The 26,654-nt window shown below is 42.5% G+C and carries 29 protein-coding genes, 4 tRNA genes and 2 rRNA genes; 25 read left to right on the top strand and 10 right to left on the bottom strand.

Going from position 1 to position 26,654, the window contains the following annotated elements:
• Both D5018_RS12230 and rrf read left to right on the top strand, forming a co-directional pair.
• Positions 1–325, top strand: a 23S ribosomal RNA gene (locus tag D5018_RS12230); the annotation flags it as partial.
• Positions 326–446: 121 nt separating this feature from the next.
• A 5S ribosomal RNA gene (gene rrf / locus D5018_RS12225) occupies positions 447–562 on the top strand.
• A 293-nt stretch (positions 563–855) separates the two neighbouring features.
• On the opposite strand, the gene D5018_RS12220 is transcribed toward rrf, so the two are convergent.
• The 4 genes from D5018_RS12220 to D5018_RS12205 all read right to left on the bottom strand — a co-directional run bounded on the left by D5018_RS12220 (position 856) and on the right by D5018_RS12205 (position 3,384).
• Positions 856–1,920: a CNNM domain-containing protein gene (locus D5018_RS12220; RefSeq protein WP_121839288.1), complete on the bottom strand. Its 1,065-nt coding sequence runs from the start codon at positions 1,918–1,920 to the stop codon at positions 856–858.
• Positions 1,921–2,020: 100 nt separating this feature from the next.
• Positions 2,021–2,479: a hypothetical protein gene (locus D5018_RS12215; RefSeq protein WP_121839287.1), complete on the bottom strand. Its 459-nt coding sequence runs from the start codon at positions 2,477–2,479 to the stop codon at positions 2,021–2,023.
• 75 nt (positions 2,480–2,554) lie between these two features.
• Positions 2,555–2,959 (bottom strand): hypothetical protein, encoded by a 405-nt coding sequence (locus D5018_RS12210; protein WP_121839286.1) that lies wholly within the window; start codon positions 2,957–2,959, stop codon positions 2,555–2,557.
• A gap of 17 nt (positions 2,960–2,976) precedes the next feature.
• Positions 2,977–3,384, bottom strand: coding sequence for a hypothetical protein (locus D5018_RS12205; RefSeq protein WP_121839285.1), 408 nt, complete (start codon positions 3,382–3,384; stop codon positions 2,977–2,979).
• 360 nt (positions 3,385–3,744) lie between these two features.
• Here D5018_RS12205 and D5018_RS12200 point away from each other — a divergent pair, with 360 nt between their 5' ends.
• The 8 genes from D5018_RS12200 (at position 3,745) to D5018_RS12170 (ending at position 7,637) form a co-directional block, all read left to right on the top strand.
• Positions 3,745–4,149 carry a hypothetical protein gene (locus D5018_RS12200; protein WP_121839284.1) on the top strand — a complete coding sequence of 135 codons (405 nt, stop codon included), beginning with the start codon at positions 3,745–3,747 and terminating at the stop codon, positions 4,147–4,149.
• A gap of 18 nt (positions 4,150–4,167) precedes the next feature.
• Positions 4,168–4,479, top strand: coding sequence for a helix-turn-helix transcriptional regulator (locus tag D5018_RS12195; RefSeq protein WP_121839283.1), 312 nt, complete (start codon positions 4,168–4,170; stop codon positions 4,477–4,479).
• A gap of 12 nt (positions 4,480–4,491) precedes the next feature.
• A complete protein-coding gene (locus tag D5018_RS12190) occupies positions 4,492–4,689 on the top strand; it encodes a hypothetical protein (RefSeq protein ID WP_121839282.1) in 198 nt (65 codons plus the stop codon).
• Between the two features lie 65 nt (positions 4,690–4,754).
• Complete coding sequence (gene murB, locus D5018_RS12185; RefSeq protein WP_121839281.1) at positions 4,755–5,780, top strand: UDP-N-acetylmuramate dehydrogenase; 1,026 nt, start codon at positions 4,755–4,757, stop codon at positions 5,778–5,780.
• Entirely contained in the window at positions 5,773–6,729 is a 957-nt protein-coding gene (gene birA / locus D5018_RS12180) for a bifunctional biotin--[acetyl-CoA-carboxylase] ligase/biotin operon repressor BirA (protein ID WP_121839280.1), read from the top strand. Before murB ends, birA begins: the two co-directional genes overlap by 8 nt.
• A gap of 82 nt (positions 6,730–6,811) precedes the next feature.
• On the top strand, positions 6,812–7,054 hold the full coding sequence (locus D5018_RS12175) for a hypothetical protein (RefSeq protein WP_121839279.1): 243 nt from the start codon (positions 6,812–6,814) through the stop codon (positions 7,052–7,054).
• Positions 7,055–7,076: 22 nt separating this feature from the next.
• On the top strand, positions 7,077–7,388 hold the full coding sequence (locus D5018_RS22340) for an ankyrin repeat domain-containing protein (protein ID WP_341538262.1): 312 nt from the start codon (positions 7,077–7,079) through the stop codon (positions 7,386–7,388).
• 36 nt (positions 7,389–7,424) lie between these two features.
• Entirely contained in the window at positions 7,425–7,637 is a 213-nt protein-coding gene (locus tag D5018_RS12170; RefSeq protein ID WP_121839278.1) for a hypothetical protein, read from the top strand.
• A gap of 64 nt (positions 7,638–7,701) precedes the next feature.
• Here the strand turns inward: D5018_RS12170 and coaA are convergent, their stop codons facing one another.
• Positions 7,702–8,652, bottom strand: a complete 951-nt coding sequence (gene coaA / locus D5018_RS12165) for a type I pantothenate kinase (protein WP_121839277.1) — start codon at positions 8,650–8,652, stop codon at positions 7,702–7,704.
• A gap of 250 nt (positions 8,653–8,902) precedes the next feature.
• Between coaA and D5018_RS12160 the strand changes: the two genes are divergently transcribed.
• From D5018_RS12160 to D5018_RS12130, 7 genes are all read left to right on the top strand, one after another.
• Positions 8,903–8,978, top strand: a tRNA-Thr gene (locus D5018_RS12160).
• Between the two features lie 5 nt (positions 8,979–8,983).
• A tRNA-Tyr gene (locus D5018_RS12155) sits at positions 8,984–9,068 on the top strand.
• Positions 9,069–9,108: 40 nt separating this feature from the next.
• A tRNA-Gly gene (locus D5018_RS12150) sits at positions 9,109–9,182 on the top strand.
• A gap of 10 nt (positions 9,183–9,192) precedes the next feature.
• Positions 9,193–9,268 (top strand) — tRNA-Thr (locus tag D5018_RS12145).
• A 126-nt stretch (positions 9,269–9,394) separates the two neighbouring features.
• Positions 9,395–10,579, top strand: coding sequence for an elongation factor Tu (tuf, locus tag D5018_RS12140; RefSeq protein WP_121839256.1), 1,185 nt, complete (start codon positions 9,395–9,397; stop codon positions 10,577–10,579).
• Between the two features lie 410 nt (positions 10,580–10,989).
• Positions 10,990–11,595: a hypothetical protein gene (locus tag D5018_RS12135; protein ID WP_121839276.1), complete on the top strand. Its 606-nt coding sequence runs from the start codon at positions 10,990–10,992 to the stop codon at positions 11,593–11,595.
• A gap of 189 nt (positions 11,596–11,784) precedes the next feature.
• Positions 11,785–12,438, top strand: a complete 654-nt coding sequence (locus D5018_RS12130) for a hypothetical protein (protein WP_121839275.1) — start codon at positions 11,785–11,787, stop codon at positions 12,436–12,438.
• Positions 12,439–12,444: 6 nt separating this feature from the next.
• Here D5018_RS12130 and D5018_RS12125 read toward each other — a convergent pair whose 3' ends face one another.
• The 3 genes from D5018_RS12125 to D5018_RS12115 form a co-directional block, all read right to left on the bottom strand.
• A complete protein-coding gene (locus D5018_RS12125) occupies positions 12,445–13,491 on the bottom strand; it encodes a M48 family metallopeptidase (RefSeq protein ID WP_121839274.1) in 1,047 nt (348 codons plus the stop codon).
• 11 nt (positions 13,492–13,502) lie between these two features.
• Positions 13,503–14,576: a YjgN family protein gene (locus D5018_RS12120; RefSeq protein ID WP_165905057.1), complete on the bottom strand. Its 1,074-nt coding sequence runs from the start codon at positions 14,574–14,576 to the stop codon at positions 13,503–13,505.
• Between the two features lie 121 nt (positions 14,577–14,697).
• A complete protein-coding gene (locus D5018_RS12115; RefSeq protein ID WP_121839272.1) occupies positions 14,698–15,306 on the bottom strand; it encodes a TetR/AcrR family transcriptional regulator in 609 nt (202 codons plus the stop codon).
• Between the two features lie 107 nt (positions 15,307–15,413).
• Between D5018_RS12115 and D5018_RS12110 the strand changes: the two genes are divergently transcribed.
• Positions 15,414–16,472: an MBL fold metallo-hydrolase gene (locus tag D5018_RS12110; protein WP_121839271.1), complete on the top strand. Its 1,059-nt coding sequence runs from the start codon at positions 15,414–15,416 to the stop codon at positions 16,470–16,472.
• Positions 16,473–16,524: 52 nt separating this feature from the next.
• Here D5018_RS12110 and D5018_RS12105 read toward each other — a convergent pair whose 3' ends face one another.
• Complete coding sequence (locus D5018_RS12105) at positions 16,525–17,841, bottom strand: M28 family metallopeptidase (RefSeq protein ID WP_165905056.1); 1,317 nt, start codon at positions 17,839–17,841, stop codon at positions 16,525–16,527.
• A 392-nt stretch (positions 17,842–18,233) separates the two neighbouring features.
• A complete protein-coding gene (locus tag D5018_RS12100) occupies positions 18,234–18,497 on the bottom strand; it encodes a hypothetical protein (protein ID WP_121839269.1) in 264 nt (87 codons plus the stop codon).
• 91 nt (positions 18,498–18,588) lie between these two features.
• Here D5018_RS12100 and secE point away from each other — a divergent pair, with 91 nt between their 5' ends.
• The 7 genes from secE (at position 18,589) to rpoB (ending at position 26,650) form a co-directional block, all read left to right on the top strand.
• A complete protein-coding gene (gene secE, locus D5018_RS12095) occupies positions 18,589–18,960 on the top strand; it encodes a preprotein translocase subunit SecE (protein WP_121839268.1) in 372 nt (123 codons plus the stop codon).
• Between the two features lie 9 nt (positions 18,961–18,969).
• Positions 18,970–19,521 carry a transcription termination/antitermination protein NusG gene (nusG, locus tag D5018_RS12090; RefSeq protein ID WP_121839267.1) on the top strand — a complete coding sequence of 184 codons (552 nt, stop codon included), beginning with the start codon at positions 18,970–18,972 and terminating at the stop codon, positions 19,519–19,521.
• Between the two features lie 411 nt (positions 19,522–19,932).
• Positions 19,933–20,361, top strand: a complete 429-nt coding sequence (gene rplK / locus D5018_RS12085; RefSeq protein ID WP_121839266.1) for a 50S ribosomal protein L11 — start codon at positions 19,933–19,935, stop codon at positions 20,359–20,361.
• Between the two features lie 4 nt (positions 20,362–20,365).
• Positions 20,366–21,064, top strand: coding sequence for a 50S ribosomal protein L1 (rplA, locus tag D5018_RS12080; protein ID WP_121839265.1), 699 nt, complete (start codon positions 20,366–20,368; stop codon positions 21,062–21,064).
• Positions 21,065–21,389: 325 nt separating this feature from the next.
• On the top strand, positions 21,390–21,893 hold the full coding sequence (gene rplJ / locus D5018_RS12075; protein ID WP_121839264.1) for a 50S ribosomal protein L10: 504 nt from the start codon (positions 21,390–21,392) through the stop codon (positions 21,891–21,893).
• A gap of 54 nt (positions 21,894–21,947) precedes the next feature.
• A complete protein-coding gene (gene rplL / locus D5018_RS12070; RefSeq protein WP_121839263.1) occupies positions 21,948–22,316 on the top strand; it encodes a 50S ribosomal protein L7/L12 in 369 nt (122 codons plus the stop codon).
• 311 nt (positions 22,317–22,627) lie between these two features.
• Positions 22,628–26,650 carry a DNA-directed RNA polymerase subunit beta gene (rpoB, locus tag D5018_RS12065; protein WP_121839262.1) on the top strand — a complete coding sequence of 1,341 codons (4,023 nt, stop codon included), beginning with the start codon at positions 22,628–22,630 and terminating at the stop codon, positions 26,648–26,650.
• Positions 26,651–26,654 lie beyond the last annotated feature (4 nt).

Here is a 26,654-nt window from a genome sequence, read left to right as displayed (position 1 = left end):
TGGGTTCAGAACGTCGTGAGACAGTTCGGTCCCTATCTGCCGTGGGCGTTGGATGATTGAAGGGAGCTGCTCCTAGTACGAGAGGACCGGAGTGGACGAACCGCTGGTGTTCGGGTTGTGTTGCCAAATGCATTGCCCGGTAGCTACGTTCGGAATCGATAACCGCTGAAAGCATCTAAGCGGGAAGCGAGCCCTGAGATGAGTCATCCCTAGGACTTTAAGTCCTCTAAAGAGCCGTCCGAGACCAGGACGTTGATAGGCAGGGTGTGTAAGCGTTGTGAGGCGTTGAGCTAACCTGTACTAATGACTCGTGAGGCTTAACCATACAACCCTAATGGGTTTTATAACTTGCTAAACCTTAGTAAGAATACGACGTACTTAGTAGAGTCGAGAAGAGAATTTAAGAGATTAAGCTTTTCAAAAAGTTAAAAGCATAACCAGTTTTGTCTGGTGACAATAGAGCTGTGGCCCCACCTGAATCCATCCCGAACTCAGAAGTGAAACGCAGCCTCGCCGATGGTAGTGTGGGGTTTCCCCATGTGAGAGTAGGTCATTGCCAGACGCCAATTAAAAACAAAAAGGCCACCCAATCGGGTGGCCTTTTTGTTTTTGGTCGGTCTAACGACCTACCCCACATGCAGCTCCACAGCCGCTTAGCGGTGTGGGCCTCTCAGCTTCGCAGCACAGCTGCTCGCGTTCCAGATACACATAAAGCTGCGCTTTATAAACGTGTACCTTCCACCCCCATGTGAGATTAGTTTGAATAAGCGGTTAATGCTCATTGTGGTGTAGGGCAATGACTTGCTCACACATGCACGCAAGGAGTGAGCCTCTCAGCTTAGCAACACAGCTACATTAGTCACTTTTCTGTTCATCTCTTGGGTCAATCACGTTGTGCTCCTGCTTCCATTTTGCCCAACGCTTGTGAGCCGCTTGCTGGAGATCCGGGGTGTTATCGACTTCGTCCATGATCTCTTCACCCAGCATGTGTTCAAAAATATCCTCAAGTGATAAAACACCATTCAAGCTGCCATATTCATCAACTACGATAGTCAATTGATGTTTGTTGCTGAGCATAAATTTAAGCGCTGTCGCTAAAGACATGGTTTTAAATAATGCGCATACAGGTCGTAATACTCTACCAATGCTGGCATCGCTACCATATTGCTGTTGATATCTATAAAGCTCAAGTTTGTGGACAAAGCCAACAATATTGTCTTTATTTTCATGGTAAACCAGTGCACGTGAAAACGGGTTTTTAGCGAATTGAGCAAAAAAATCATTAATCGACAGCGTATCTGATACTCGGAATACAACAGTTCGAGGGGTCAGAACTTTACTGATAGTGGTTTGTCTCAAAGAGAGTATGTTTTCAAATAGTTTAGACTCACCGATATCAAGCTCACCCGTTTCGCCAGCAAGAGTGGCAATGGCAGATAACTCTTCTCTAAGCTGAGGCTCTGGCTTTTGGTGTGAGACAAATCGAGTGACGATACTTGATATCCATACAAATGGAGTTAAAACCCAGACTAACCAATTGAGCACAAAGCCTGTGATAGGGGCGAGTTGTCGCCAGTATGTTGCACCTATCGTCTTTGGGATGATCTCCGAAAGCAATAAAATACCTAGGGTCAGAACTGCAGAAAATACCCCTAACCATTCACTGCCAAAAACGACAGTAGCATGTGCACCTGCACTGGCCGCACCGATAGTATGAGCAATGGTATTTAAGGTAAGAATAGAAGCTAGAGGCTTATCAATATCATCTTTTAATGTTTCGAGCGGTTTATAAGATGGCTTCCCCTGTTTTTTTAAGTACGCAAGATAACCGGGAGTAATGCTAAGCAATACCGCTTCAAGGATAGAGCATAAGAAGGAAATGCCAATGGCAATGGAAACGTAAACCAGTAATAACAGCAATGGATCATCCTTTTCTCGTAATAGATTACTCGTCTAATTTAACCTAGCTTTAACCTAATCCAAACATTTTTATTGGTTTAACGCGCTCATTGCAGAACTTTTATTTGAACTTTTTCCAAACTTTACATGAGCTTCCATCTTCCTTATTACTGCATATCAGCCCTACCATGTCATCAAAGTCCCCTTGGTATAAGAGTTTATGAGACTTATTGTCTGTAATAGTAACCTTGCAAGACTTTATTTTGGGTGGGTTGGCTACATCGGCAAATCTGAGAGTTACATTCGCTGGAAAATCGACTTCGTTATTAAACTCAGGGATTGAAACGTGAATACTATTATTGAGTTGATTGTTAAGTGGAAAGCAGTTTGATGTTAACTTATGTTGTTGGCACCATTCAGCTCCTGTATTAGCCGCTTCTGCTGATGAAAAGTTGTTCGATATTTTATTTGGGTAGATTTTTAGACCTTTCTGATCTACGTTAGGATTTGCCATGAGGTTTGGCGTTGCTAATAGTGTTATTAATGAGAGTATGAGATAGCCTTTTAGATTAAGTTTCATGGGATTGCTCCTCAGAATTTATAGGTGTCATCGAATGATAGGGTTGTTCTTTCTTGAATAACTCACTTGCTAGAACTAATTCCAAGGCTTACAGCTTGAGTCATCACACGCTAATCCCACTATGGTGTAAACCGGCCCTACGTATATCGTTTTATTAGAATCTTCATTAGTAACAATGACATTGAATGACTCAGTATTATCAAAAAAGTATGAGGGTAAGATCATTCCTGCTGCGATAGTTTGACTCGGTCCATTCTCCTTTAGCTGCACTTTGATACCGGTATGGTGGTTGGTGTTATATATCGGCATACATCCTTTAATATTAGGGTTGTTAGCCATTTGATAGTCACAGTACTCTTGCCCAGAGTTAAAGGTGACGAAATTACTTTCTGGGATTGTATGCCGATTGGTCAGTGTATTGGCGAAGCTGTTTGCAGAAAGTAGAAACGTTGCAATTACCAATAACCATTTAGTTTGCATAATTTGCTCACCTTATATTAATTCCAAGGCTTGCAACTTGTGTAGTCACAAATCAGCCCAACCATGGAATATATCGGGCCTGAATAGATAATTTTATTGGTTACAGCATTAGTGATACTAACGTCAAATGAATCAGTTTCTTGGGTGAAATTAACTGGGAAAACAGTACCTGGATTAACGGTACCAAGATCACCAATTTTTTTTGATTTAACATTGATATAGGCAGTACTGTTCGAATTACACATCGGCATACATGATTTAACTTTTGGATTGTTACTAATCAGGTTATCGCAAAACTCTTGCCCTGATTTGTAATTAGCGAAGTTGGTTACAGTAACCGTTTGTTGTGTCGTATGACTGTCTTGCGCATAGCAACAGGTTGATGCACCTATTGCTGCGATAAATAGTATTGAACGAGTATTCATTTTTATTCCCCAATTTTTTACGCTTTAATTAGCACCGTAGTCCTGAACTGCTTAACTGTGGCTTAACAGTAATACGTATATTTTTCACTAATGGAAAGGTTGCTTGATTCTAAAGTCATAATGGATCGCGGATTGATAATTTCAGTTTGAACCATGGCAATGTAAACAAATAAAATTTAAAGCCATTCGATAAAGATAAGTCCACTACTCTCTAACACAATAACATTTAACTCATTGATTTTATTGTGGTGGCATATATGTGTCATATGATATTTTGATGCCATGTCACATGACTGACCTTTTTAATTTAGAAGATCTATTTAGTCTAAGGGCTAGTCATACGCTTACAAGGAAATGGATATGAGTAACGAAGTAAAAGTAAAGGGCAATGAACTATTCACAGAAGGGTATCAATTTAATTTTATGGTAAACGGAAAAGCAATTTCCGTTTGGGGATCATGTTGGACAGGGAAAGAAGTCATTAAGTTAGACGGTAAGACTGTCAGTGAGAGACGATCATATCGGCGTAAATCTGTACATCACTTTGACATTGGTCATGTTCCTTATGAAATTGAGTTCAATACGATAGACATTTTGAAAGGACATTTAGAGTGCACTTTGATAGAAGATGGTGCTCATGTTGAGACTCAATCGCTAGCGTATAAGCATCCCGAAACACCTAAAAAGGTCGTAGTGAGAGAGTTATTACTTTGGATGGTTATTGGTTTAATATCAGGTTTTTTAGCAGCAAGGTTTTTGGGTTAATGGATCAAGGATGTAGAAATGGATGTTAATGCAAAAACAATTAAAGAATATCGGCTCGTAAAAGGATGGACACAACAACATCTTGCAGAAATCTGTGGGGTAAGTCTACGTACTATTCAACGTGTAGAACGCTATGGAACAGCTTCAAATGATACAGCGATGGGCATCGCTTCGGCCTTCGAAATTGATATCTCTGAAATTATAAATTTAGTCAGCACTAAAGATATGTGGCCCAAATCAAACAACAAACTCCAACATTACTTGCTGGTCGTGGTGTCTTTGCTGGTTGGGATGGCTCTTGGTGCGGGAATGACTTTGTTCTTGAATTAAAGGATTAACTTTATGAGTAAACTACTTTTTTATTTCATTATGGCCATAGGATTCGTGAGTATCACAGGATATAACTTTGGGTACTTTGTCTTTAATCCAAATCATCCAACGTCAGATTGGATCGATATAACTAAGGCTGTATTTTCAGTTTTAGGGGCAGGCTATTTTTTAAATCGGCTACGAAACTACCTACAACAGCAACAAAATTAACCTCAAATACTGAAAAACAGCTATTGAGTCAGTACAATGGCTGTTATTTGCCAATATCAGTCACCATGACCTCAAGCCAAATTTCGTTACTTCCATATAATACGCTGGGACTCAACCAATCCTGTACTGAACTGTTGACGATCACTAGTGAAGCAGAGTTGAAGAAACAACTTACAAAGCTATCTACGAAACCATCACCTTGGTTTGTGCTCGGTGGCGGAAGTAACCTTGTTTTGTGTGAAGATTTCAATGGTGTTGTATTAAAGATGGAGCTCAAAGGCATTGTCCATACTGAGGATGATAGATTCCATTATCTATCTATTGCCGCAGGAGAAGATTGGCACCAATTAGTGGAGTATTGCTTAGAGCATGAGATCGATGGGCTTGAGAACCTTGCGCTCATTCCCGGTACTGTTGGCGCAGCACCAATACAGAATATCGGGGCTTATGGGGTTGAGTTTTGTGAGCTGTGTGATTGGGTAGAGTTTATGGATGCCACCACGCAATTGGTTACTAGGTTAACGGCTGAAGAGTGTCAGTTTGGGTATCGAGATTCTATCTTTAAGCAAGAGCTTAAAGGGAAAGTTGTGATCACCCAAGTGGGTTTTAAATTGAGTAAAAACTGGCAGCCAGTTTTGAATTATGGTCCCTTGCAGCAGCTTGAGCATAATACGGTGACTTCACGAGATATATTTGACCTAGTTTGTCAGGTTAGGCAACAAAAACTGCCCGATCCTAAGATGTTGGGGAATGTCGGCAGCTTTTTCAAAAATCCTATTGTGAGTGTCGAACGATTTCAGAGTCTACATGCAAGCTTTCCTGATATTGCGGCTTATCCTCATAATGATGATATGAAACTGGCGGCTGGTTGGCTTATTGATAAAGCAGGCTTAAAAGGCTATCAACTTGGGCAAGCCGCAGTACATAATAATCAAGCGTTAGTATTGGTCAATTATGGTCAAGCTAAGGGTGAGGATATCATCACGTTAGCGCGATATATTATTGAACAAATTAAACAGATCTTTGGCGTTGAATTAGAGCCAGAGCCACGATTAATAGGACAACATGGGGAGATCACCATCAATGGCTGAACAATGGCAACGTCGCAGACAAATCTTAACGGCATTGAGTCATCATCAAGGCTTTATTTCGGGTGAAGCATTAGCGACTCAGTTGGGAGTAAGCCGGATGACTATCAGTAATCATATCGATGCACTTGAAGCGCTTGGTGTAGAGATCTTTAGCGTAAAAGGCAAAGGCTATAAGTTACAGAAACCCGTACCCTTGATGGATGCAACTGAGTTACTGAAAGGGATCCAAAGCCGTTGTTTTTATTTTGATGAAATCGATTCGACCAACAGCTTTATGATGAAGCATGCCAATGAGTTGAACTCTGGTGATATCTGTATTGCTGAGCATCAAAGTGCGGGTCGCGGTCGACGTGGCCGCAATTGGGTATCGCCTTATGGCAGTCATTTTTATGGTTCAGTGTTTTGGAACTTTCCCCAAGGCATGGCTCAAGCTATGGGGCTTTCTTTGGTGGTTGGCTGCTCTCTGGTGACGGCGTTAGAAGCTCTCGGTGTAAGTGGGTTAGCGGTAAAATGGCCCAATGATGTGTACCTTAATGGCAAAAAGTTGGCTGGTATTTTGGTTGAAATGTCAGGGCAAGCAGATGGAGAGTGCCAAATCGTTATTGGCGTTGGTGTGAATTTTGTGATGCCATCCAATTCAGGGGAGCAAATTGATCAACCTTGGTGTGACTTAACCAATGTGGATATTCCCAGTAAAACCGCTTTTGCTATTGCTTTTCATCAACAGTTGGTGAGTGACCTTAAAGTGTTTGAATCACAAGGGCTCAAGCCGTTTTTATCTCGTTGGCAGCAAACCGATTTATATAAAGACCAAGAGATCCGTCTTGAAATGGCTGATAATCATGTTGAGGGTATTTGTCGTGGTATTGATGAGCAAGGTGGGATTTTGTTAGAACTTGATGGTGAAGTGAAATCATATGTGGGCGGGGAGATCAGTGTTCGCACTTAAATGCAGTATGATGTTCAGTATTCATTTAGTTTGTTTGTGCTAGCGTATCAAAATTGAAAAGGCGCAATTTAGGTAGGTAATTATGTCAGTCGTACGATGTGCAGTTGCAGGAGTCGATGGAATCGCTCCTCAGCTAAAAACTGAAAGTGAATTAAGTACTAATACCCAAATTACCGTTTCAGATGAACAGCTAAAAGAAGCATTTATAAATCCTAAAGATACTCAAGCTGCTCTAGCGATGATTAGGCAATTTCGAGCAGAGGTACTTTGTCGTAAAAAAATCGACTTTACTATTAACAATGGTTCGGACACTTTTTATAAGTAATTGAATTTACAAAATTTTATAAATTGAATCTGAAAACACAGATTCATTAAAATTCAATGACTTACTAAATATTGAGGCACGACCAATCAAAAACTGTCCGAAGTATTGTATTAATGGTTTATCTTATTTTAACGCATCTTTATTTTGGCTGCCGTGTCGTACAGGGCACATTGAGGTGTTTAGTGCGTTATTAGAGGGAAAGCCGGATTTAGATGAACAAGTCATATGTACCAATAAAGTTGAAAGCTCAAAAAGAACACCCGTCATGATAGCCGCTATAAAACTACACACTGACATTGTGGTGACATTAATCGAAAAGGGTGCCGATACTTAATTAACAGATGCCAAAGGATATAATTTAGCTGCAATAGTGTGTCAGTTTTATAACGATAAAATCCAAGATTCTCCAGAATCAGACAAAGAACAATGGAGCCAAAAAAAGGATAGTATAAAACAAGCTATTGAAAAGCATGGTGGTGAACTTGCGGCTAACGTAAAATTAAGCATTGATACTGCTGGGATGCCTAAAAATGAGGCAAAATCACTAGCCGATTTATTTTCTCTATTGTCCACAAAACCATAATTGTCGCAACGATGGATGATAATCGTGGGATAACAACATTGCTCTTGTCGTATTGTATTAAAGGCTATTTTCTTAATAATACCTGATTCATCAAATGATCCTGCCCTTTGCGTAGGATCAAATGGGCTCGTTCTCGTGTCGGTAAAATATTGTTGAGTAAGTTCGGGCCATTGATGCTTTCCCAGATATTTTCGGCAATATCGGTAGCCGCCGCATCATTAAGGCTCGCATAATGGTTAAAGTACGAATTCTTATTTGCAAAAGCGCCACTTCTAAATTGTAGGAATCGATCTACATACCATTTCTTTAATAAATCGTAATCGGCATCCACATAAATAGAGAAATCTACAAAATCTGAAACGAAAGGTCGAAGATCCGGCGTTTCAGTATCTAGCCCTGTTTGTAAAACATTAAGCCCTTCTAAAATTAAGATGTCAGGTTGATCGACTTCTAAAAATGTATCAGCTAAACGGTCATAACTGATATGCGAATATAAAGGTGCTTTGACTTTGGATTTGCCTGATTTAACATCAGAGATGAAATCAATGAGCATCTTCATATCGTAACTTTCCGGGAAGCCCTTTCTCTGCATTAACCCTTTTTTCTTCAAATCTTTTAGGGGATATAAAAATCCGTCGGTAGTGACTAGCTCAACTTTAGGGTGCTCTGGCCAATGCTGTAATAACGCTTGCAAAATACGAGCCGTTGTACTTTTACCAACGGCGACACTGCCCGCAATGCTAATAATATATGGGGTTTTAGGGGAAGTATGCTCGAGGAATTCACCCAAAACCTGACTGCGTTGCTGCTTTGATTGTACGATTAAATTAAGCAAGCGGCTCATTGGAAGATAAATATCGGTAACTTCTGATAAAGAAAGTCGCTCATTGATCCCTTTTAGTTTTTCTAAATCTGCTTCGGTTAATGTTAATGGAACGGCATTACGCAGTTGACGCCATTGCTGACGTTGAAACGCAAAGTACAGAGCCTGATAAGCAGATTGAGCAGAAATCATTCAAGTTCCAAGTGACAGTAAATAATAAGAAAAAACTTGTCGCACCTTACCTTATTCATTTCATGGCGACAATTTTTTTGAAGAGTTAACCGCTATAGGTTTGTAAGTCTTTAGGTTTGAGGTGAAATATTCAGCAAATTTTAAGGTTTGAGCTGAAAAAAGCAACATTTGACACTTTTTTTGCAAATTTTTGCAATTTACTATTGCACTTAGGGCGACATTTACCTAATATCCGACTCCGAAATGATATGCCGGCATAGCTCAGTTGGTAGAGCAACTGACTTGTAATCAGTAGGTCCCGAGTTCGACTCTTGGTGCCGGCACCATTGATGGAGGGGTTCCCGAGTGGCCAAAGGGATCAGACTGTAAATCTGACGGCTCCGCCTTCGAAGGTTCGAATCCTTCTCCCTCCACCATTTCATTCTTCTAGGTAGTTGGTAGCCTTATTTAGGTTGCGCGGGCGTCGTATAATGGTATTACTCCAGCCTTCCAAGCTGATAACGCGGGTTCGATTCCCGCCGCCCGCTCCATTTTCAAGTTGCTGATATGGCTCAGTTGGTAGAGCGCACCCTTGGTAAGGGTGAGGTCGGCAGTTCGAATCTGCCTATCAGCACCAGCCTCAATTTTTGCTCCCATTACCTTGAAACTAAAATTCGTTCGATGCAAAATTACTGCGTCGAAGTTTTGCTATACATAAATATTGACTTTCACTACCTTAAATTAGGTTGAACTGAGGCATATCATGGCTAAAGAAAAATTTGAACGTAGCAAACCGCACGTTAACGTTGGTACTATCGGTCACGTTGACCACGGTAAAACTACTCTAACCGCAGCGATCTCACACGTTTTAACTAAAAAGTTTGGTGGTGACGTTAAAGACTTCGCACAAATCGATAACGCTCCAGAAGAGCGTGAGCGCGGTATTACCATTAATACTTCTCACATCGAGTATGACACTGAAACTCGTCACTACGCACACGTAGACTGCCCAGGTCACGCGGATTATGTTAAAAACATGATCACTGGTGCTGCACAGATGGACGGCGCAATCCTAGTTGTTGCTTCTACTGACGGCCCAATGCCACAAACTCGTGAGCACATCCTACTATCTCGTCAGGTAGGTGTACCTTTCATCATCGTATTCATGAACAAGTGTGACATGGTTGATGATGAAGAGCTTCTAGAGCTAGTAGAAATGGAAGTACGTGAACTTCTATCTGAATACGAATTCCCAGGTGATGACCTACCAGTTATCCAAGGTTCTGCACTAGGCGCACTAAATGGTGAAGCACAGTGGGAAGAGAAAATTCTTGAGCTAGCGAACGCTCTAGACACTTACATCCCAGAGCCAGAGCGTGCAATCGACGGTGCGTTCATTCTACCAATCGAAGACGTATTCTCAATCCAAGGCCGTGGTACAGTAGTAACTGGTCGTGTTGAGCGCGGTATCATCAAAGTTGGTGACGAAGTAGAAATCGTAGGTATCAAAGACACTACAGTTACTACTTGTACTGGTGTTGAAATGTTCCGTAAGCTGCTTGACGAAGGTCGTGCAGGTGAGAACTGTGGTATCCTATTACGTGGTACTAAGCGTGACGAAGTTGAGCGTGGTCAAGTACTAGCACAGCCTGGTTCTATCACTCCACACACAACTTTCGAGTCAGAAGTATACGTACTATCGAAAGAAGAAGGTGGACGTCACACTCCATTCTTCAAAGGCTACCGTCCACAGTTCTACTTCCGTACAACTGACGTAACTGGTACTATCGAGCTACCAGAAGGCGTAGAAATGGTAATGCCAGGTGACAACATCAAGATGGTTGTTACTCTAATCTGCCCAATTGCGATGGACGAAGGTCTACGCTTCGCAATCCGTGAAGGTGGTCGTACAGTTGGTGCTGGTGTTGTAGCTAAAATCGTTGAGTAATTTCGACGTTTAGTTAAACACAGAAAAAGGTCGCTTATGCGGCCTTTTTTAATGCCTGTAATAAAATATACAGTGCGACCATCTTCACGAGAAGGGTGAGCGCGTTAAGCTTTTCAGCCCAATGGCTGAAAAATAGCAGGCGAACGCCACTTGGCTCTGGCCAAGAGGCCGGACAGAGCGCGTTAAGCGATTTTCATTCTAAACAACGATTCACTTGGTTCTCATTTTCATCGAAATAGCCCTATTCAGATTAATAAACATTAATTTTTTGCTGCTTTAGCAAAATATATTGATATTCAGAGCATAAGCAATCTATGTATAAGTTAGAACTAATAGTTGCTTGGTGGAAACAACGAAAAACACCAACATCCCTGTATAAATAGCTAAATGGCACAGAGGGGAGAGGTTTTATGTCCTCTGAAATGGCAGCTGCTAGCGCGTTTACTGTATATTGGAGTATTGCAAATCCACAGCAGAGATATAAAAATTTAACCGCTGCTGCTCTGGATACCATTGCAGGTACTAAAAATACACAATCGAGTAATACGCTTAGGGTAAAATTTCAATTAGGGTTTATAGCCGAGTATGAAAATGTAAGTTTTGGGTGGGATGAATCAGGGAAACTACTGAAAGCATGGATTGGCTTTTGGCAATTCACTAAGGTAGGAATAATGGATGCAATTGTTCAAGATTATAATTCTCAGAGACCAGTCATATTGCAATCAACGCTTACAAACCCTGAGAGCACTGTGGTTCCAATCGCTACACCTGTCAAAACGCAACTGCCTATTGATGCTGTAACTTATAAGGTTTCAGATGAAGTCTTTTCTGAAGAAGATGAAATAGAACAAAGTACAGCCGTTCATGATAAATATTCTTCTGAACGTGACTATTCTTCAGTAAGGGTTGAGTCAGAACCGGATTTAACTCAAATGACCTTAGAAGAAGCCGTTGAGTCCATGCCGAGGCCCGCGAAACCACCACGTCAGCGAAAGGCAACGGAAGACAAGCCATGAGCGTTCCGAAATTCAATTAACAGTCGGTAGTCCGTTTTTGTTGGTAAGTTGCTTGAAAATGCTTAAAAGTCTATTGGTATCATAGTGTTAATCTTATGTTGAAATAGCTAACAAAAGATATGTGTGCCTACGAAAGTATAAGGTACCGGACTTTAAGTGTACTAATAATAGATCTAATAGGAGTCTACGATGGCAGCACCATCTAGTGCGAATTCTAGTCCACGAACTAGTCCTCAACCAAGTCCTGAACAAAGCCCTCAAACTGAACGTCGGTCTAGTCCAATACCTGATCTAGAAGGTAGTCCAAGGGCTGGACGAAGAGCTGATGGACAAGTTCAAGCAGCCGATGCACAGACCATTGCTCAATATGGCACAAATCGTTCGAAAAAAGGTGAACAGTCGATTAAAGGCTATAAAGTACATGATCTTGGTTCTTTTGATGCGCCCTTTGGTAAATGGGTTAAAGTGAAGTTTTGGAAATTCTTCACTCGTCGTGAGTTCCAAGTTGACAGAAATGAATTGCAAAATAATTTGCAACAAATTTCAAGACTAAACACACATAGAGGGATGAATCAAAATGTCACTGCCAGAGTATGGGCGCAAACATATAACTCTCAGGGGCAAGCTACAGGTAAACAAGCCTTCGTCATGAATTTCAAATTTCAACCTGATGGTTCAGTAAGGAAAGTAGCTTCAGTTAAGAACTTCTTTACCTCATTTGATATCAGCGGTTTAAGGAAAGCGATGTTACGCTTATGCCACAAACAAAGCGCTCAGCTAAATCCTGAAAAACCTCTAATACCCGTTTTTTCAAATCCACAATTACAGCGAAATGAAGAGTGAGTAACATTAATGTGTATTGGCATTACTGCTGTCTGAAATGCGCTTCTTAATATCAGGGTGGCTGTCTAAGTATTCCAGCCAGTGGTGTGCCTTAGCGTTGCCCTTTGATAGTAGGTCACCATGTGATTCTGCTAGTAAAGTGAGTGCCTTAGCAAAAGTCTGTTTGGATAGGCCTAATTTCGGCAGCATGTGATGAGCATATTTATCGGCTTGAGTTTCCATGTCGCGGGAAAAAGACGATTGTAGTAAACTGGCTCCAGCACCAATAATCATTTCTCCAGCGCCTTCGATGTCTCCTAACATCAGTGCAAACAGCATAGTAATGGCGGTAGAGCGTGCCAGTTGCTCCATTCCATGCTGATAATGAACATGACCTATTTCATGCAATAATACGGCTTGTAATGCATCAGGGTGTTTTTCCATTAATTTCACAATGTCGTCAGTGACGATCACGGTTCCATCAGGTAAAGCCATGGCATTAGCGCCGATAGCTGAATCTCTAAATTGTAACTCAGTATTAACCAGAGGAGCATTCGTGGTCTTTAATACTTGTTGCCACAACTGATTCACTTTGATTTGCTCTTCAGTCGTTAATTGACTGGGTTGTAGAAGAGTTCTGTCCATGACGGCTAACGTTTGCTGTCCGGTTTTCTCAGCAACAACCTCTGGCAGAAGTGGAACGGCCGCATCGGCAGCCGCAGGGAGCACTTTGGTTGTCATTATCCACATAAAGGCTGGAATGAGAATGAGCGAAGCAAGCACGACCGTCCAACGTGTTTCCAACCATGCAAGAATTTTACTTTTTGGCTGTAGTGTTGGCCAAGTCCACTCGGCTAAGTCAGGTATGAAGCGACAGCGGTTATGAAAAAGTAGTTCAGTTGGCAAACTGGGGATCACATCACTGTAGCTGAAGGCGTCCGTGTTCGCCTCCACAATCAAGGTTAAGGTTTCTGCATCGATAATACGCACGAAACCTTGTTCATTCATTTTGGCAATTGCAATGTGAAATTGCGCGCTTTCAGCCAGTTGATATTTTCCTCTAACTTGCAACATGGCTTACCCCATTAAGTAAACGATAAATCGGCATCAAAGAAGCCTGCAGCTTCTTCACCAAAGGCAGGATCTTTTCCTTGTACATCATTGACTAAGGTGTCTGCCTGTTCAGTGAGTTCCACTTGGATGTGTTGTGCCACAAAACGTCGAGTACGAATTTTAGTCACGGGATAGGCAAGCCCAAGTGACAGAATAAGTATAAGCGAGTTAAGCAGTTGTAACTTAATATAGCCAGATAGCGGCATATCAGTCTTAAAAGTAGCGACGTCTTCTACTTTTAATGTACTGATAATGTGTTTCAGGACGATGCCACGAGAAACAGCAATGGCGACAAAGTTGAGAATAAATAGTCCCAGATACAGTAAGACGATCAAGCCCATAAAAGTACCTGTTAACAGCTGTTCGGCTGAATCCTCTCCGGCTTGCGCAATCATCACGCCATAGATACCAGCAAAAATGACTATCGTAATAATTCCCGCCATCATAATAGCAATAGCGACAAGCGCGGCAACGTAATATTGTCCAACATCCGTATTCAGTTTAAAGGGCTGACCGCCAACGCTGAGATTGTCGAAGATGTATTTATCAATACGTTGATGAACCCAAGGCAAGGCGATACCAAGCGTAAAGAATAGGGCGAGCATAGGCAGCAACAAGAAATTCAGAACGGTTTCCCAGTAGTTGCCCTTAAAAGAGAAGCGCACATTACGGTAGGAGGTCATGCGCATATTAAATCTAATGCTTTGCATGATAAGCCAAGGGGTGGCAACTAATATCAGTAAACTCATTCCTAATGCGAGCATGGGAGTGAACGAAGATAATACGGTGATTAAAATAAACACCGATACCGCTAACAGTCGGCCCTTGAGAATTTGCAGTGGCGTAGAGAGATAGCGAAAACCATGATCTTCTAATTTGGTGTGGCCGTGTAAATATTGGTTGGTACGAACTTTGGCCCAAGCGCTGTAGATCCCTAAGGTTAAGATACTGAGTAACAGGTTTACTATCCAAATTTTGAAAAACTCACCAGATTGACCAGTGAATTCGGCTTGTGCGATACGGGTATTCGGGAATGCGCTATCCAAAGTTGTCATGGCTGTTCCTTGCTATGAAAAATGATGTTGTTCTTATGCAACATTATGTTAACACCTAAGGTCGGCCTTTTGGTTGATTTTTCTATGACATTTATAACTTATGTTTGGGTACTTACGAATCGCTTTTGAAGTAACGACTTAAAAACAACTCAGTGGTGTCTTTTGAGAGTTGCTGCATTTCTCTAGGAGCAAGGTTGCGCTTGATACCGATTAACTGCGGCCAGAAGCATTGACCTTTAACTAAGCTGTGCAATTGCTCTGCGGCTTGTTCGACATTATCGATTGAAAGCGTTTGTTGCAGTTGTTGATGCGCTAACCATTTAAACAATGCTGTCTCGTTAAGCTGAAATTTGGCGGCTTGCTCCTGCAGCTTTTCAGCGTTAAATAAATAGTGCCCAAAGGCCACTTTCGACAGCTCGAGATATTCGGCTTCCCCTAAAATTTGAATTTCCGCTAAAAGTAGGTGTTGAAGTTGCTGTTGGATATCGAGTTCAGTTATCTGTTCCAAGATATCAACGCCAAGAGCGCGGTGCCATAAGTCAGATAATAAGGCGATCACCAGCACTTCTTTTGATTCAAAATGGTTATAAACGGTGCGCTTAGATACTTGTGCCGCCTGAGCGACTTTATCCATACTGGTATTCACGACGCCCTCATTTAAGAACAGCTGCTTGGCAGAGGTTAGGATGGCTTGGCGTTTTTGCTCACTGCGAGTTTTCATTTGGTTTTAGTTTAGAAGAATAAGAGTGAATTTATTTTACACTACTTAGTTTACTTTTCATCTTTTATATGTAAACTACACTGGGTAGTTTACTTTTGGTGTCAGTTATGAAGATCAAAATGGTTGCGGGCTTAATTGTGATCGTGGGGGTAGTGATGTTGAATGCGTGTATTAATAAACATAATCAGCCTGCTGAGGTGAAAACCAAGTTTCAAAATTCAGAATGGGTCGATGGATTCAGTTTTACCAATATGCTAGGTATTATCAAAGATTATATGACGGTTTCACGTAAAGAATCGGTGCCCACTGAGGCGATCCCTGTCGCTGAGATTGATGCCGATGCATTGAATGAAGAAACTCAAGATGTGGTATTTAAACTTGGGCATTCCAGCTTATTGTTTAAATTATCAGGCTCATTAATTATGGCTGATCCTGTTTTCAGTGAGCGGGCTTCACCTCTGCAATGGATGGGGCCTAAGCGATTTCATCAACCACCGATCACAGTAGACACATTACCAAATATTGATGTCGTGGTGATAAGTCATGATCACTATGATCATCTCGATAAAGCTGCATTAGCTAAGCTTGCCAATAAAACTCAGTGGTTTTTGGTGCCGCTTAAAGTAGGAAAGCATTTGGAAGAGGTTGGTGTCAGCAAAGATAAGATCATTGAATTGGCTTGGTGGCAGTCACAAACCATCAATGGGATTGAATACACGTTAACGCCAACTCAGCATTTTTCAGGCAGAGGGTTATTCGATAAAGACACGACTTTATGGGGCAGCTGGGTCATAAACACAGGAAAACAGAATTTATACTTCAGTGGTGATTCAGGGTATTTCAGTGGTTTTAAAGAGATCGGAGAAAAATACGGTCCCTTTGATCTGACGTTTATTGAGACGGGAGCTTATAACAAGCGTTGGAGTAAGGTACATATGTTTCCTGAGCAAAGTGTGCAAGCGCATTTGGATCTAAAAGGAAAAGTAATGATGCCCATTCATAACAGCACCTTTGATTTAGCCTTGCACGATTGGCATGAGCCATTGGATAGAGTTTTAAAAGAAAGTAATGATAAAAAGATTCGTTTGATCACGCCAACTGTGGGGCAGCGAGTGGAACTGTCGGATTTATTGAGATACGAAAATCAGCAACGCTGGTGGAAGTAAGTTAGTTAGTGATATCGCTCCAGCACTCACTGGAGCGATAACATTCTGGGAGCTAGAAAATCTTTCCGCTTTGTTTAACTTGTTGCTTATCGATTCTACTGGGTGTGGCTTCACCTGAAACCAGTGGTTGGCTTGCCACTGCGACCGTTTTAACTACTTGGGTTAAGGACTTCAAATCTAAGGTAGATACATCATCAGTGGACTGATGGTAGTGTTCATCCTTGTCGATTTGAGTGCTACTAAAGCTATGTGCTGGAACCCCAAGTCGAGCCAACGTTGCATTGTCTGAACGATAGAATAAATTTTGTTTGGGATAAGGATCAGGGTAAATTTCAGTATTGAGGGATTTCAGGGATTGGTTCATGATTTGAGCAAGATCAGATCGTTCGTATCCCGTCATCCACAATTTGCCCGCACCAAACTTTGACGGTTTGCCAATCATTTCAAGGTTGATCATCGCAACGATGTTATTAGGGTCAATGTGCGTTGAAAAATATTTTGAGCCAAAGCCCCCAATTTCTTCAGCACCAAAAGCCACGAACATCAAATCGCGCTTATTATTCCCTAAAGCAGCAAAGTGCTTGGCTAAGCTGATGATCCCTGATACGCCAGAAGCGTTATCATCGGCGCCATTGAAAATGGTTTCTTTATCGTCTGCGAACTTAGGCGGTAGATGATCATAATGAGCGGAAAATAATACGGTTTCGGTGTTTGATTTTTTCGCGGGTAAGATACCAACTACATTTGAAAGTGGCTTTTCTTCTAGCTCGCTGGTGGCATTAATATTCAGTGCGTTGACTTTGATATCATCGGTTAATATAGCAAACAACGAGCCATGATCCTCTTTGCTCATTTTGGCTTTTGGGTATTCAAAGTAGGACTTGTAGCGCTTAAATAATTTGGCTTGGGCTGGTGAAACTAATAGCAATTGCTCTCCGCCTTGCTGATTAGCTACTCTGAAAGCGTCGCGAAGACTATCATCGGCACCGACAACGGTAATGTTAAGCTTACTGGGATCTTGCCACTCAAGTTGTGCTTTTCCTGCAACAAAAGCGACATCCTTTAAGTTAATTGCTTGACCGTTAAGGCTGACGCTGGTCGATATCGGTCTTCGTAAATAAATAGAAAACGATTGTAGGTAACTGCCCTTGTATGGTTTTAATCCAACGTCTTTGAATCGAAAGGCAATATATTCTGCAGCGTTGTCGGCATATTCGGTGAAGCTTGCTCGGCCTTTGAGCTCATCACTGGCAAGATAATGAACGTCCGCAGAGATAGGCGCTAGCGTGATTTCAGGATTCGGTTTTTCACCACAGGCGCTCAGTAATACAGTACTGCTGAGCAGAGCTAAATAGAATGATTTTTTCATTGTGCATATATCCATTTTGCAGTGTTTAATAAATTCACTGGCAGGTATTTATTATTATTTCATCCGTGAGGGAGTACGAATGACTATGGTTTATATACTCTTGATACCTGAAGATGCAGGATTTCAGCGAGAATTAATTGCCATTTAGGCAAGGCACTTACCTGTAGTAATAGTATTCTATTGCAAGGGTAAGTAACGCAGTGTAAATGGCAATTAAACTCGCACAAAGTGGGCTTTTCAGCATTGATTCTTCTTTGTTGTGAAAGTTTAAATTAGCCCACTAGTTCTTCACTTTCACGCCTCGAATAATTCAACGCTGAACAAGCCCTGAAAATTGCATCTTCAAGTATCAAGAGTATAAAGGCTTATAGCAATGAAAGCTTATGGCTGTATTATCCGCTATCATCACCATTTAAGCACTGAACCAAGTCGCTTAGGTTATAAAATGTACTAAGCATTAAGTTTGAGCTAATAACATTACAGACATCTTTAGGATGCATCAACTCACAATTGTTGATAAATGAAGCAAAATTAAGGCGCTGAATATCCCTGTTAACTTGATCGATAACGGGAATAAGCATACAATCTATGGCCGATTTTTTACCCGTCACATAGGTTTTTGTAGAAAAACTGCGGAAAATTTCGATAATATCCATGTTTGATAACACATTGAATTTAGCTCATTGTGTTTAGACGTATTTAGACTATAGATTTCACTCAGGTCGTATTGAGTAACGGAAACAACCGATGACAACGAATACTGAAAACCAGGGAAATGCTCTGGACCTTGTTAAATGGGGCATAGCGGTTATCCTGATTGCTGCTGCCGTAATTGGTAACCAAATGTACAGCGAAGCCAGTGTTTTGGTTCGTGCAATTGCTGTGGTAGTTGCTTTTGCGATTGCTGGTGCATTTGCTTTGAAAACGGCAAAAGGCAAGCAAGCATTAGAATTTGCTCAAGAAGCACATATTGAAGTGCGTAAAGTGGTGTGGCCAACTCGTCAAGAAGCCCTTAATACGACTTTTATCGTTCTAATTGCTACCGGTATTCTTGCAGTAATACTATGGTTGTTAGACATGGGTTTAATGAAGATTGTCAATTTCATCACTGGCGTATAGGCACCAAGCATGACAGAAGCGACTGAAGCTAAAAAAAGATGGTACGTGGTTCAAGCGTTCTCAGGCTATGAAAACCGAGTATGCAAGTCACTGATTGAACATATTAAAATGCACAATATGGAAGACTACTTTGGTGAGGTATTAGTACCTACAGAAGAAGTGGTTGAAATGCGTGCTGGTCAACGCCGTAAAAGCGAACGTAAATTTTTCCCGGGTTATGTATTAGTCCAAATGGAAATGAACGATGAAAGCTGGCACTTAGTGAAAAGCATTCCTCGTGTAATGGGCTTCATTGGCGGTACTTCTGATCGCCCTGCGCCTATTACTGACCGTGAAGCGGACAAGATTTTAGCGCGCCTTGCTGAAACCACTGAGTCTCCAACGCATCGCGTAATGTTTGAGCCAGGTGAAGTGGTTCGCGTTACTGATGGTCCATTCGCTGACTTTAACGGTACGGTTGAAGAAGTGGATTACGAGAAGAGTCGCCTGAAAGTATCAGTAATGATCTTTGGTCGTTCTACTCCGGTTGAATTGGATTTCAGCCAAGTTGAGAAAAACTAAATTCGAGTAATACCAATCTGCACTCAAACGTGATCTACTCAGAGTGATGCCAGTGGTTCAAGTACAAACAAAATTTGTGCAGTCATAGCCACTCTATGGCAAAGAAATTTTGACAGTAATTGGGCCACTGGCACACTCCCGAAGGGCTGTGCTAAAGGCTTCCATAGCTTCGTTGCAAGTTTTTATATTATCCCGATAGTATTTCAAACTTGACCCTCGCTCTGAAAGCCTTTAGCTGCAGCTGAGCGATCACTATTGAATGCGGATTGGTATATAAACAGCGCTCAAATTTAGCACAAATTAGATTTGTATGCGGATGCGGATTTCTATATAATCCTCATCCGTTGTTTTACGGGGAGCTGTCTGCATGTCGCAGAATAGCGTTTGAACCCAAACTGAGGAAAAGTCAAAATGGCTAAGAAAATTGATGGCTACATCAAGCTACAAGTAAAGTCTGGCTCTGCCAACCCATCGCCACCAGTTGGTCCTGCTTTAGGTCAAAAAGGTGTGAACATCATGGAATTCTGTAAAGCGTTTAACGCACGTACAGAAAAGATGGAAAAGGGCATGCCAATCCCAGTTGTTATTACTGTATATAACGACCGTTCTTTCACTTTCGAAACTAAGACTCCACCTGCGTCTTTCTTACTTAAGAAAGCAGCTAAGATCAAATCTGGCTCAGGTCGTCCTAACACTGAAAAAGTGGGAACCATCACTCGCGCTCAACTAGAAGAAATCGTTGAGATCAAAGCGGCTGATATGACGGGTGCTGACGAAGATGCGAAAGTTCGCTCTATCGAAGGTACTGCACGTTCAATGGGTTTGGTAGTAGAGGGTTAATACAATGGCAAAGCTTACTAAACGCATGCGCGTGATCCGTGAAAAAGTTGATTCGACTCAAAACTACGAAATCAACGAAGCTGTAGCACTTCTTAAAGAATTAGCGACGGTTAAGTTCGTTGAGAGTGTAGACGTTGCTGTTAACCTAGGCATTGATGCTCGTAAATCAGATCAAAACGTTCGTGGTGCAACTGTACTACCACACGGTACTGGTCGTGAAGTTCGTGTTGCTGTGTTCACTCAAGGTGCTAACGCAGAAGCGGCTAAAGAAGCAGGCGCTGAACTTGTAGGTATGGACGACTTAGCTGCTCAAGTTAAAGCAGGTGAAATGAACTTCGACGTAGTAGTTGCTTCTCCAGATGCAATGCGCGTTGTTGGTCAACTAGGTCAAATCTTAGGTCCACGTGGTCTAATGCCTAACCCTAAGACTGGTACTGTTACCCCTAACGTTGCTGAAGCGGTTAAGAATGCGAAAGCAGGTCAAATCCGTTACCGTAACGACAAGAACGGTATCATCCACACTACCATCGGTAAAGTGGACTTCGAACCAGCTCAATTGAAAGAGAACCTAGAAGCACTATTGGCTGCTCTTAAGAAAGCAAAGCCAGCTTCTGCAAAAGGTACCTTCATGAAGAAAGTTACTATCTCAACCACTATGGGTGCAGGTGTAACAGTAGAGCAAGGTTCTTTAGAAATCGCTTAATGATTTCGTAGTGAGGAATGTATATTTACTCACTATACAAATGGCGTCGATTGATTTATAATCTGCGCCCCTAATTCAGAGTAAATCTCATGAATTAGTCAGGGTTGAAGCCTGTATTAAGCTCGAGCGTATACAGGTTTCCATCCAAGACCGTAGGTGTCGCAAGACTTAATCAAGTTTTATTACTTATCCTGCGTAGATGGTGTCAGGCCCCAGATAGAATTTTTTCTGCTGGATCATCTGCACCAAGAGTCACTGAATCATGAGATTCAGTATGGTTAATACTAGGGGTAGACCCTAGGTAGAATCCAGGAGCATAAAGCCAATGGCATTAAATCTCGAAGACAAGAAAGCGATTGTTGCTGAAGTCAACGAAGTTGCCAAAGGTGCGCTATCTGCAGTTGTTGCCGATTCACGCGGTGTAACTGTAGGTGACATGACTGGTTTACGTAAAGCCGCTCGCGAAAACAACGTTTACTTACGTGTTGTTCGTAACACGTTAGCACGTCGCGCGGTAGAAGGTACTGACTATGAGTGCCTAAGCGAAAGCTTTACCGGTCCTACTTTGATTGCTTTCTCTAACGAGCACCCAGGTGCTGCAGCGCGTCTTTTAAAAGACTTCGCTAAAGAGCAAGAAGCATTTGAAGTAAAAGGCGCAGCCTTTGAAGGGGATTTCATCCCTGCAACTGATATTGATCGTTTAGCGAAACTGCCGACTTACGAAGAAGCACTAGCACAGTTAATGATGACTCTAAAAGAGGCTTCAGCTGGCAAGATGGTTCGTACACTGGCCGCTCTACGCGATCAAAAAGAAGAAGCTGCAGCATAATTATTTGCTTGCCGCTTAACAAAATTGAATTCAGAACAATAGGAAATATTTCTAATGTCTATCACTAAAGATCAAATCTTAGAAGCCTTTGCTGAAATGTCAGTAATGGAAGTTGTTGAACTAATCGAAGCAATGGAAGAGAAGTTCGGCGTATCTGCAGCTGCTGCTGTTGTTGCTGGTGGTGCTGGTGAAGGTGCTGCTGCTGAAGAGAAGACTGAGTTCGACGTAGTTCTTACTTCTCACGGTGACAACAAAGTTGCTGTAATTAAAGCTCTACGTGGCGCAACTGGCCTAGGTCTTAAAGAAGCTAAAGGTATGGCTGAGTCTGCACCTGTTGCTGTTAAAGAAGGCATCTCTAAAGAAGAAGCTGAAGCAGTAGCTAAAGATCTACAAGAAGCTGGTGCTCAAGTAGAAATCAAGTAAGTTCTAATATAGACTTACTCACTCAATAAAAATTGAGTGTAGGCTGGCGGTTTTTTGATCGCTGGCTTTTTTGCGCTAAAGCGCAGGCGAATTTTTCACCGTTTATCGCCACAAGTTTTACCAGTCGTTAGGTATAGAAGTTGGCTGGTGATATGCCATTTACCATTGAAGTATTGATGGTTACAAATGGTATCTACACCCTTAGCAGAGATTACTGGCTAAGGCTGTAACAACGGTGATGGGCAAACGTGCTGATGGTGTTTATACAACCCATTCAGTGTTGGTCATATCTGTTAAATCAGAGGAACCCCATGGTTTACTCCTATTCTGAAAAGAAGCGTATCCGTAAAGATTTCGGTAAACGTCCACAAGTGTTGGACATTCCGTATCTATTGTCTATTCAGTTAGACTCTTTTAAGAAATTCACCGATCAAGATCCAACTGGTGAGCGCGGCTTAGAAGCTGCATTCCGTAGCGTTTTTCCCATCAAGAGCTTCTCAGGTAACTCTGAGCTGCAATACGTAAGCTACACCTTAGGTGAGCCTGAATTTGATGTGAAAGAATGTCAGATCCGCGGTGTTACCTATTCTGCGCCATTGCGCGTGAAGCTGCGTTTGGTTCTGTATGATCGCGAAGCGGCGGCCGGTACGGTTAAAGACATCAAAGAACAAGATGTTTACATGGGTGATATCCCATTGATGACCGGTAACGGTACTTTCGTTATCAACGGTACAGAGCGTGTGATCGTATCTCAGTTGCACCGCTCTCCAGGTGTATTCTTTGATCACGACCGTGGTAAAACCCACTCTTCAGGCAAGGTACTTTATAATGCGCGCGTTATTCCTTACCGTGGTTCATGGTTGGACTTTGAGTTCGATCCAAAAGATGCGTTATTCGTACGTATCGACCGTCGTCGTAAACTGCCTGCAACGATCATCCTTCGTGCACTTGAGTTCTCGACGCAAGAAATCTTAGACTTATTCTTTGACAAAGTTCAGTTCAAAGTTAAGAAAGACTCATTAATGATGGAACTGGTTCCAGATCGCCTACGTGGTGAGACGGCAAGTTTTGACATCAAAGACGCAGAAGGTAGCGTACTGGTTGAAGCCGGTAAACGTGTTACCGCTCGTCATATCCGCCAATTAGCTAAGACCAACACCACTGAGCTTGAAGTGCCAGTTGAGTACATTGTTGGCAAGATTGCGGCACAAGATTACATCGATCCTGATACAGGCGAAGTATTGGTTTCAGCCAACGCTGAAATCAGCCTAGAAGACTTAGCGAACCTATCGCTTGCAGGTATCAAAGAAGTGGACACCCTATACATCAACGAGCTTGATGCCGGTGCTTATATCTCTGACACCTTGAAGTTAGATCCAACCGCTAACCGTCTAGAAGCATTGGTAGAAATCTACCGTATGATGCGCCCAGGTGAGCCACCAACCAAAGAAGCGGCAGAAGCGCTATTTGGTAACTTGTTCTTCACCGAAGAGCGTTATGATCTATCGAAAGTCGGTCGTATGAAGTTCAACCGTCGTCTAAGCATCGAAAGCGAAGAAGGCGCAGGTACGCTGTCTAACGATGATATCGTTGCGGTAATGAAGAAGATCATTGAAATCCGTAACGGTGGCGATGAAGTGGATGATATCGACCACTTGGGGAACCGTCGTATTCGCTCTGTGGGCGAAATGGCTGAAAACCAATTCCGTGTTGGTCTAGTACGTGTTGAGCGTGCAGTACGTGAGCGTCTAAGCCTTGGCGATTTAGCTGAGCTGATGCCACAAGATTTGATCAATGCTAAGCCAATTTCAGCAGCCGTTAAAGAATTCTTTGGTTCTTCGCAGCTGTCTCAGTTCATGGATCAAAACAACCCATTATCTGAGGTAACTCACAAGCGTCGTATCTCGGCTCTAGGTCCTGGTGGTCTAACCCGTGAACGTGCTGGTTTTGAGGTTCGAGACGTACACCCGACTCACTATGGTCGTCTATGTCCGATTGAAACACCTGAAGGTCCAAACATTGGTCTTATCAACTCGTTGGCATCATTCGCACGCACTAACCCATACGGTTTCCTAGAAACTCCGTATCGTAAAGTGACTGACGGTGTGATCACTGACGAAGTGGAATACCTATCTGCGATTGAAGAAGGTCGTTTTGTTATTGCACAGGCAAACATCGAAGTTGATACTGATGGTCGTCTAGTAGAAGAGCAAGTGGCGTGTCGTCACCGCGGTGAATCTACATTTATGCCTGCTGACAAAGTAGAGTATATGGACGTATCGCCACAACAGATCATTTCTGTTGCAGCCTCGTTGATTCCATTCCTAGAACACGATGATGCAAACCGTGCATTGATGGGTGCGAACATGCAACGTCAAGCAGTACCAACGCTAGTTGCTGAAAAGCCACTTGTCGGTACGGGTATCGAGCGCACGCTAGCGGTTGACTCTGGTGTTGTTGTTAAAGCTGAACGTGGCGGTGTGGTTGATTATGTTGATGCTTCTCGCATCGTAGTTAAGGTTAACGAAGACGAATTGCAAGCGGGTGAAGCGGGCATTGAAATCTATAACCTAACTAAGTACACCCGTTCGAACCAAAACACTTGTATCAACCAACGTCCATGTTGTTCTGTTGGCGACCCTGTGGTTCGAGGTGACGTTCTGGCTGACGGCCCATCGACTGACTTAGGTGATTTAGCACTGGGTCAAAACATGCGTATCGCCTTCATGCCTTGGAATGGTTACAACTTTGAGGATTCGATCTTAATTTCTGAGCGTGTAGCACAAGAAGACCGTTTCTCAACCATTCACATTCAAGAGCTTTCTTGTATCGCTCGTGACACTAAGCTTGGTAGCGAAGAGATCACGGCTGATATTCCAAACGTAGGTGAGTCTGCACTGTCTAAGTTAGATGAGTCAGGTATCGTTTACATTGGTGCTGAAGTGAAAGGCGGTGACATCTTAGTGGGTAAAGTAACCCCTAAAGGTGAAACTCAGCTGACTCCAGAAGAGAAACTGCTACGTGCCATCTTCGGTGAAAAAGCGTCTGACGTTAAAGACAGCTCGCTACGTGTACCTAACTCTGTAAAAGGTACCATCATCGATGTTCAAGTATTCACTCGTGACGGCGTTGAAAAAGACAAGCGTGCGATTGAAATTGAAGAAATGCACATGGCACAAGCTCGTAAGGACTTGTCTGAAGAATTCCAAATCTTGGAAGAAGGCATTTTCGATCGTGCTCGTAACCTACTTAAAGGTGCAGGCGTTAACGTTGAAGGGGTAGCTGGTAAAGTTCTTCTTGAAGAAGTAGTCAGCGATGAAGGCAAGCAAACCGAACTTGAGCAATTGGCTGAGCAGCACGCTGAGCTAAAAGCAGACTTCGAAACCCGTTTAGACATCAAGCGTCGTAAGATCTCGAAAGGTGATGATCTTGCACCTGGCGTACTGAAGATTGTTAAGGTTTACCTAGCGGTTAAACGTACTATCCAACCTGGTGACAAGATGGCAGGTCGTCACGGTAACAAAGGTGTTATCTCGAAGATTTGTCCAATCGAAGATATGCCATACGATGAGCACGGTAACCCTGTTGATATCGTATTGAACCCACTGGGTGTACCATCGCGTATGAATATCGGTCAGGTACTGGAAGTTCATATGGGTGCGGCAGCGAAAGGCATCGGTAACAAGATCAACGCTATGCTTGAAGAGCAGCGTGAATTGGCCGAGCTTCGCGGTTACATCAAAGAGGTGTACGAGCTGGGCGAAGGTCTACAGCAAAAAGTCGATATCGATAGCTTCACTGATGATGAAGTTGTGCGCCTAGCGAAACACTTGAAGACAGGTCTACCTATCGCGACTCCAGCATTTGATGGCGCGAAAGAGAAAGAGATCAAGCAGATGCTTGAGCTTGCTGACTTACCAGCTTCAGGTCAGGTAACGCTATATGATGGTCGTACCGGTAACGAGTTTGAGCGTCCAGTAACCGTTGGTTACATGTACATGCTTAAACTGAACCACTTGGTTGACGATAAGATGCACGCCCGTTCAACTGGTTCGTACAGTCTTGTTACTCAGCAGCCGCTTGGTGGTAAAGCACAATTCGGTGGTCAGCGTTTCGGTGAGATGGAAGTATGGGCACTGGAAGCTTACGGTGCTGCTTACACCCTACAGGAAATGTTGACGGTTAAGTCGGATGACGTGAACGGTCGTACTCAGATGTATAAGAACATCGTCGACGGTAACCATCAGATGCAACCTGGTATGCCAGAATCCTTCAACGTATTACTGAAGGAAATCCGTTCGCTCGGTATCAATATCGAGTTAGATCAGGTTTAAGCGA

The sequence above is a fragment of the Parashewanella curva genome, assembly GCF_003675895.1.
GTDB classification, from domain to species: domain Bacteria; phylum Pseudomonadota; class Gammaproteobacteria; order Enterobacterales; family Shewanellaceae; genus Parashewanella; species Parashewanella curva.
The sequence above is the reverse complement of the archived record's forward strand: the minus strand, read 5'-3'. Positions and strand labels throughout refer to the sequence as shown.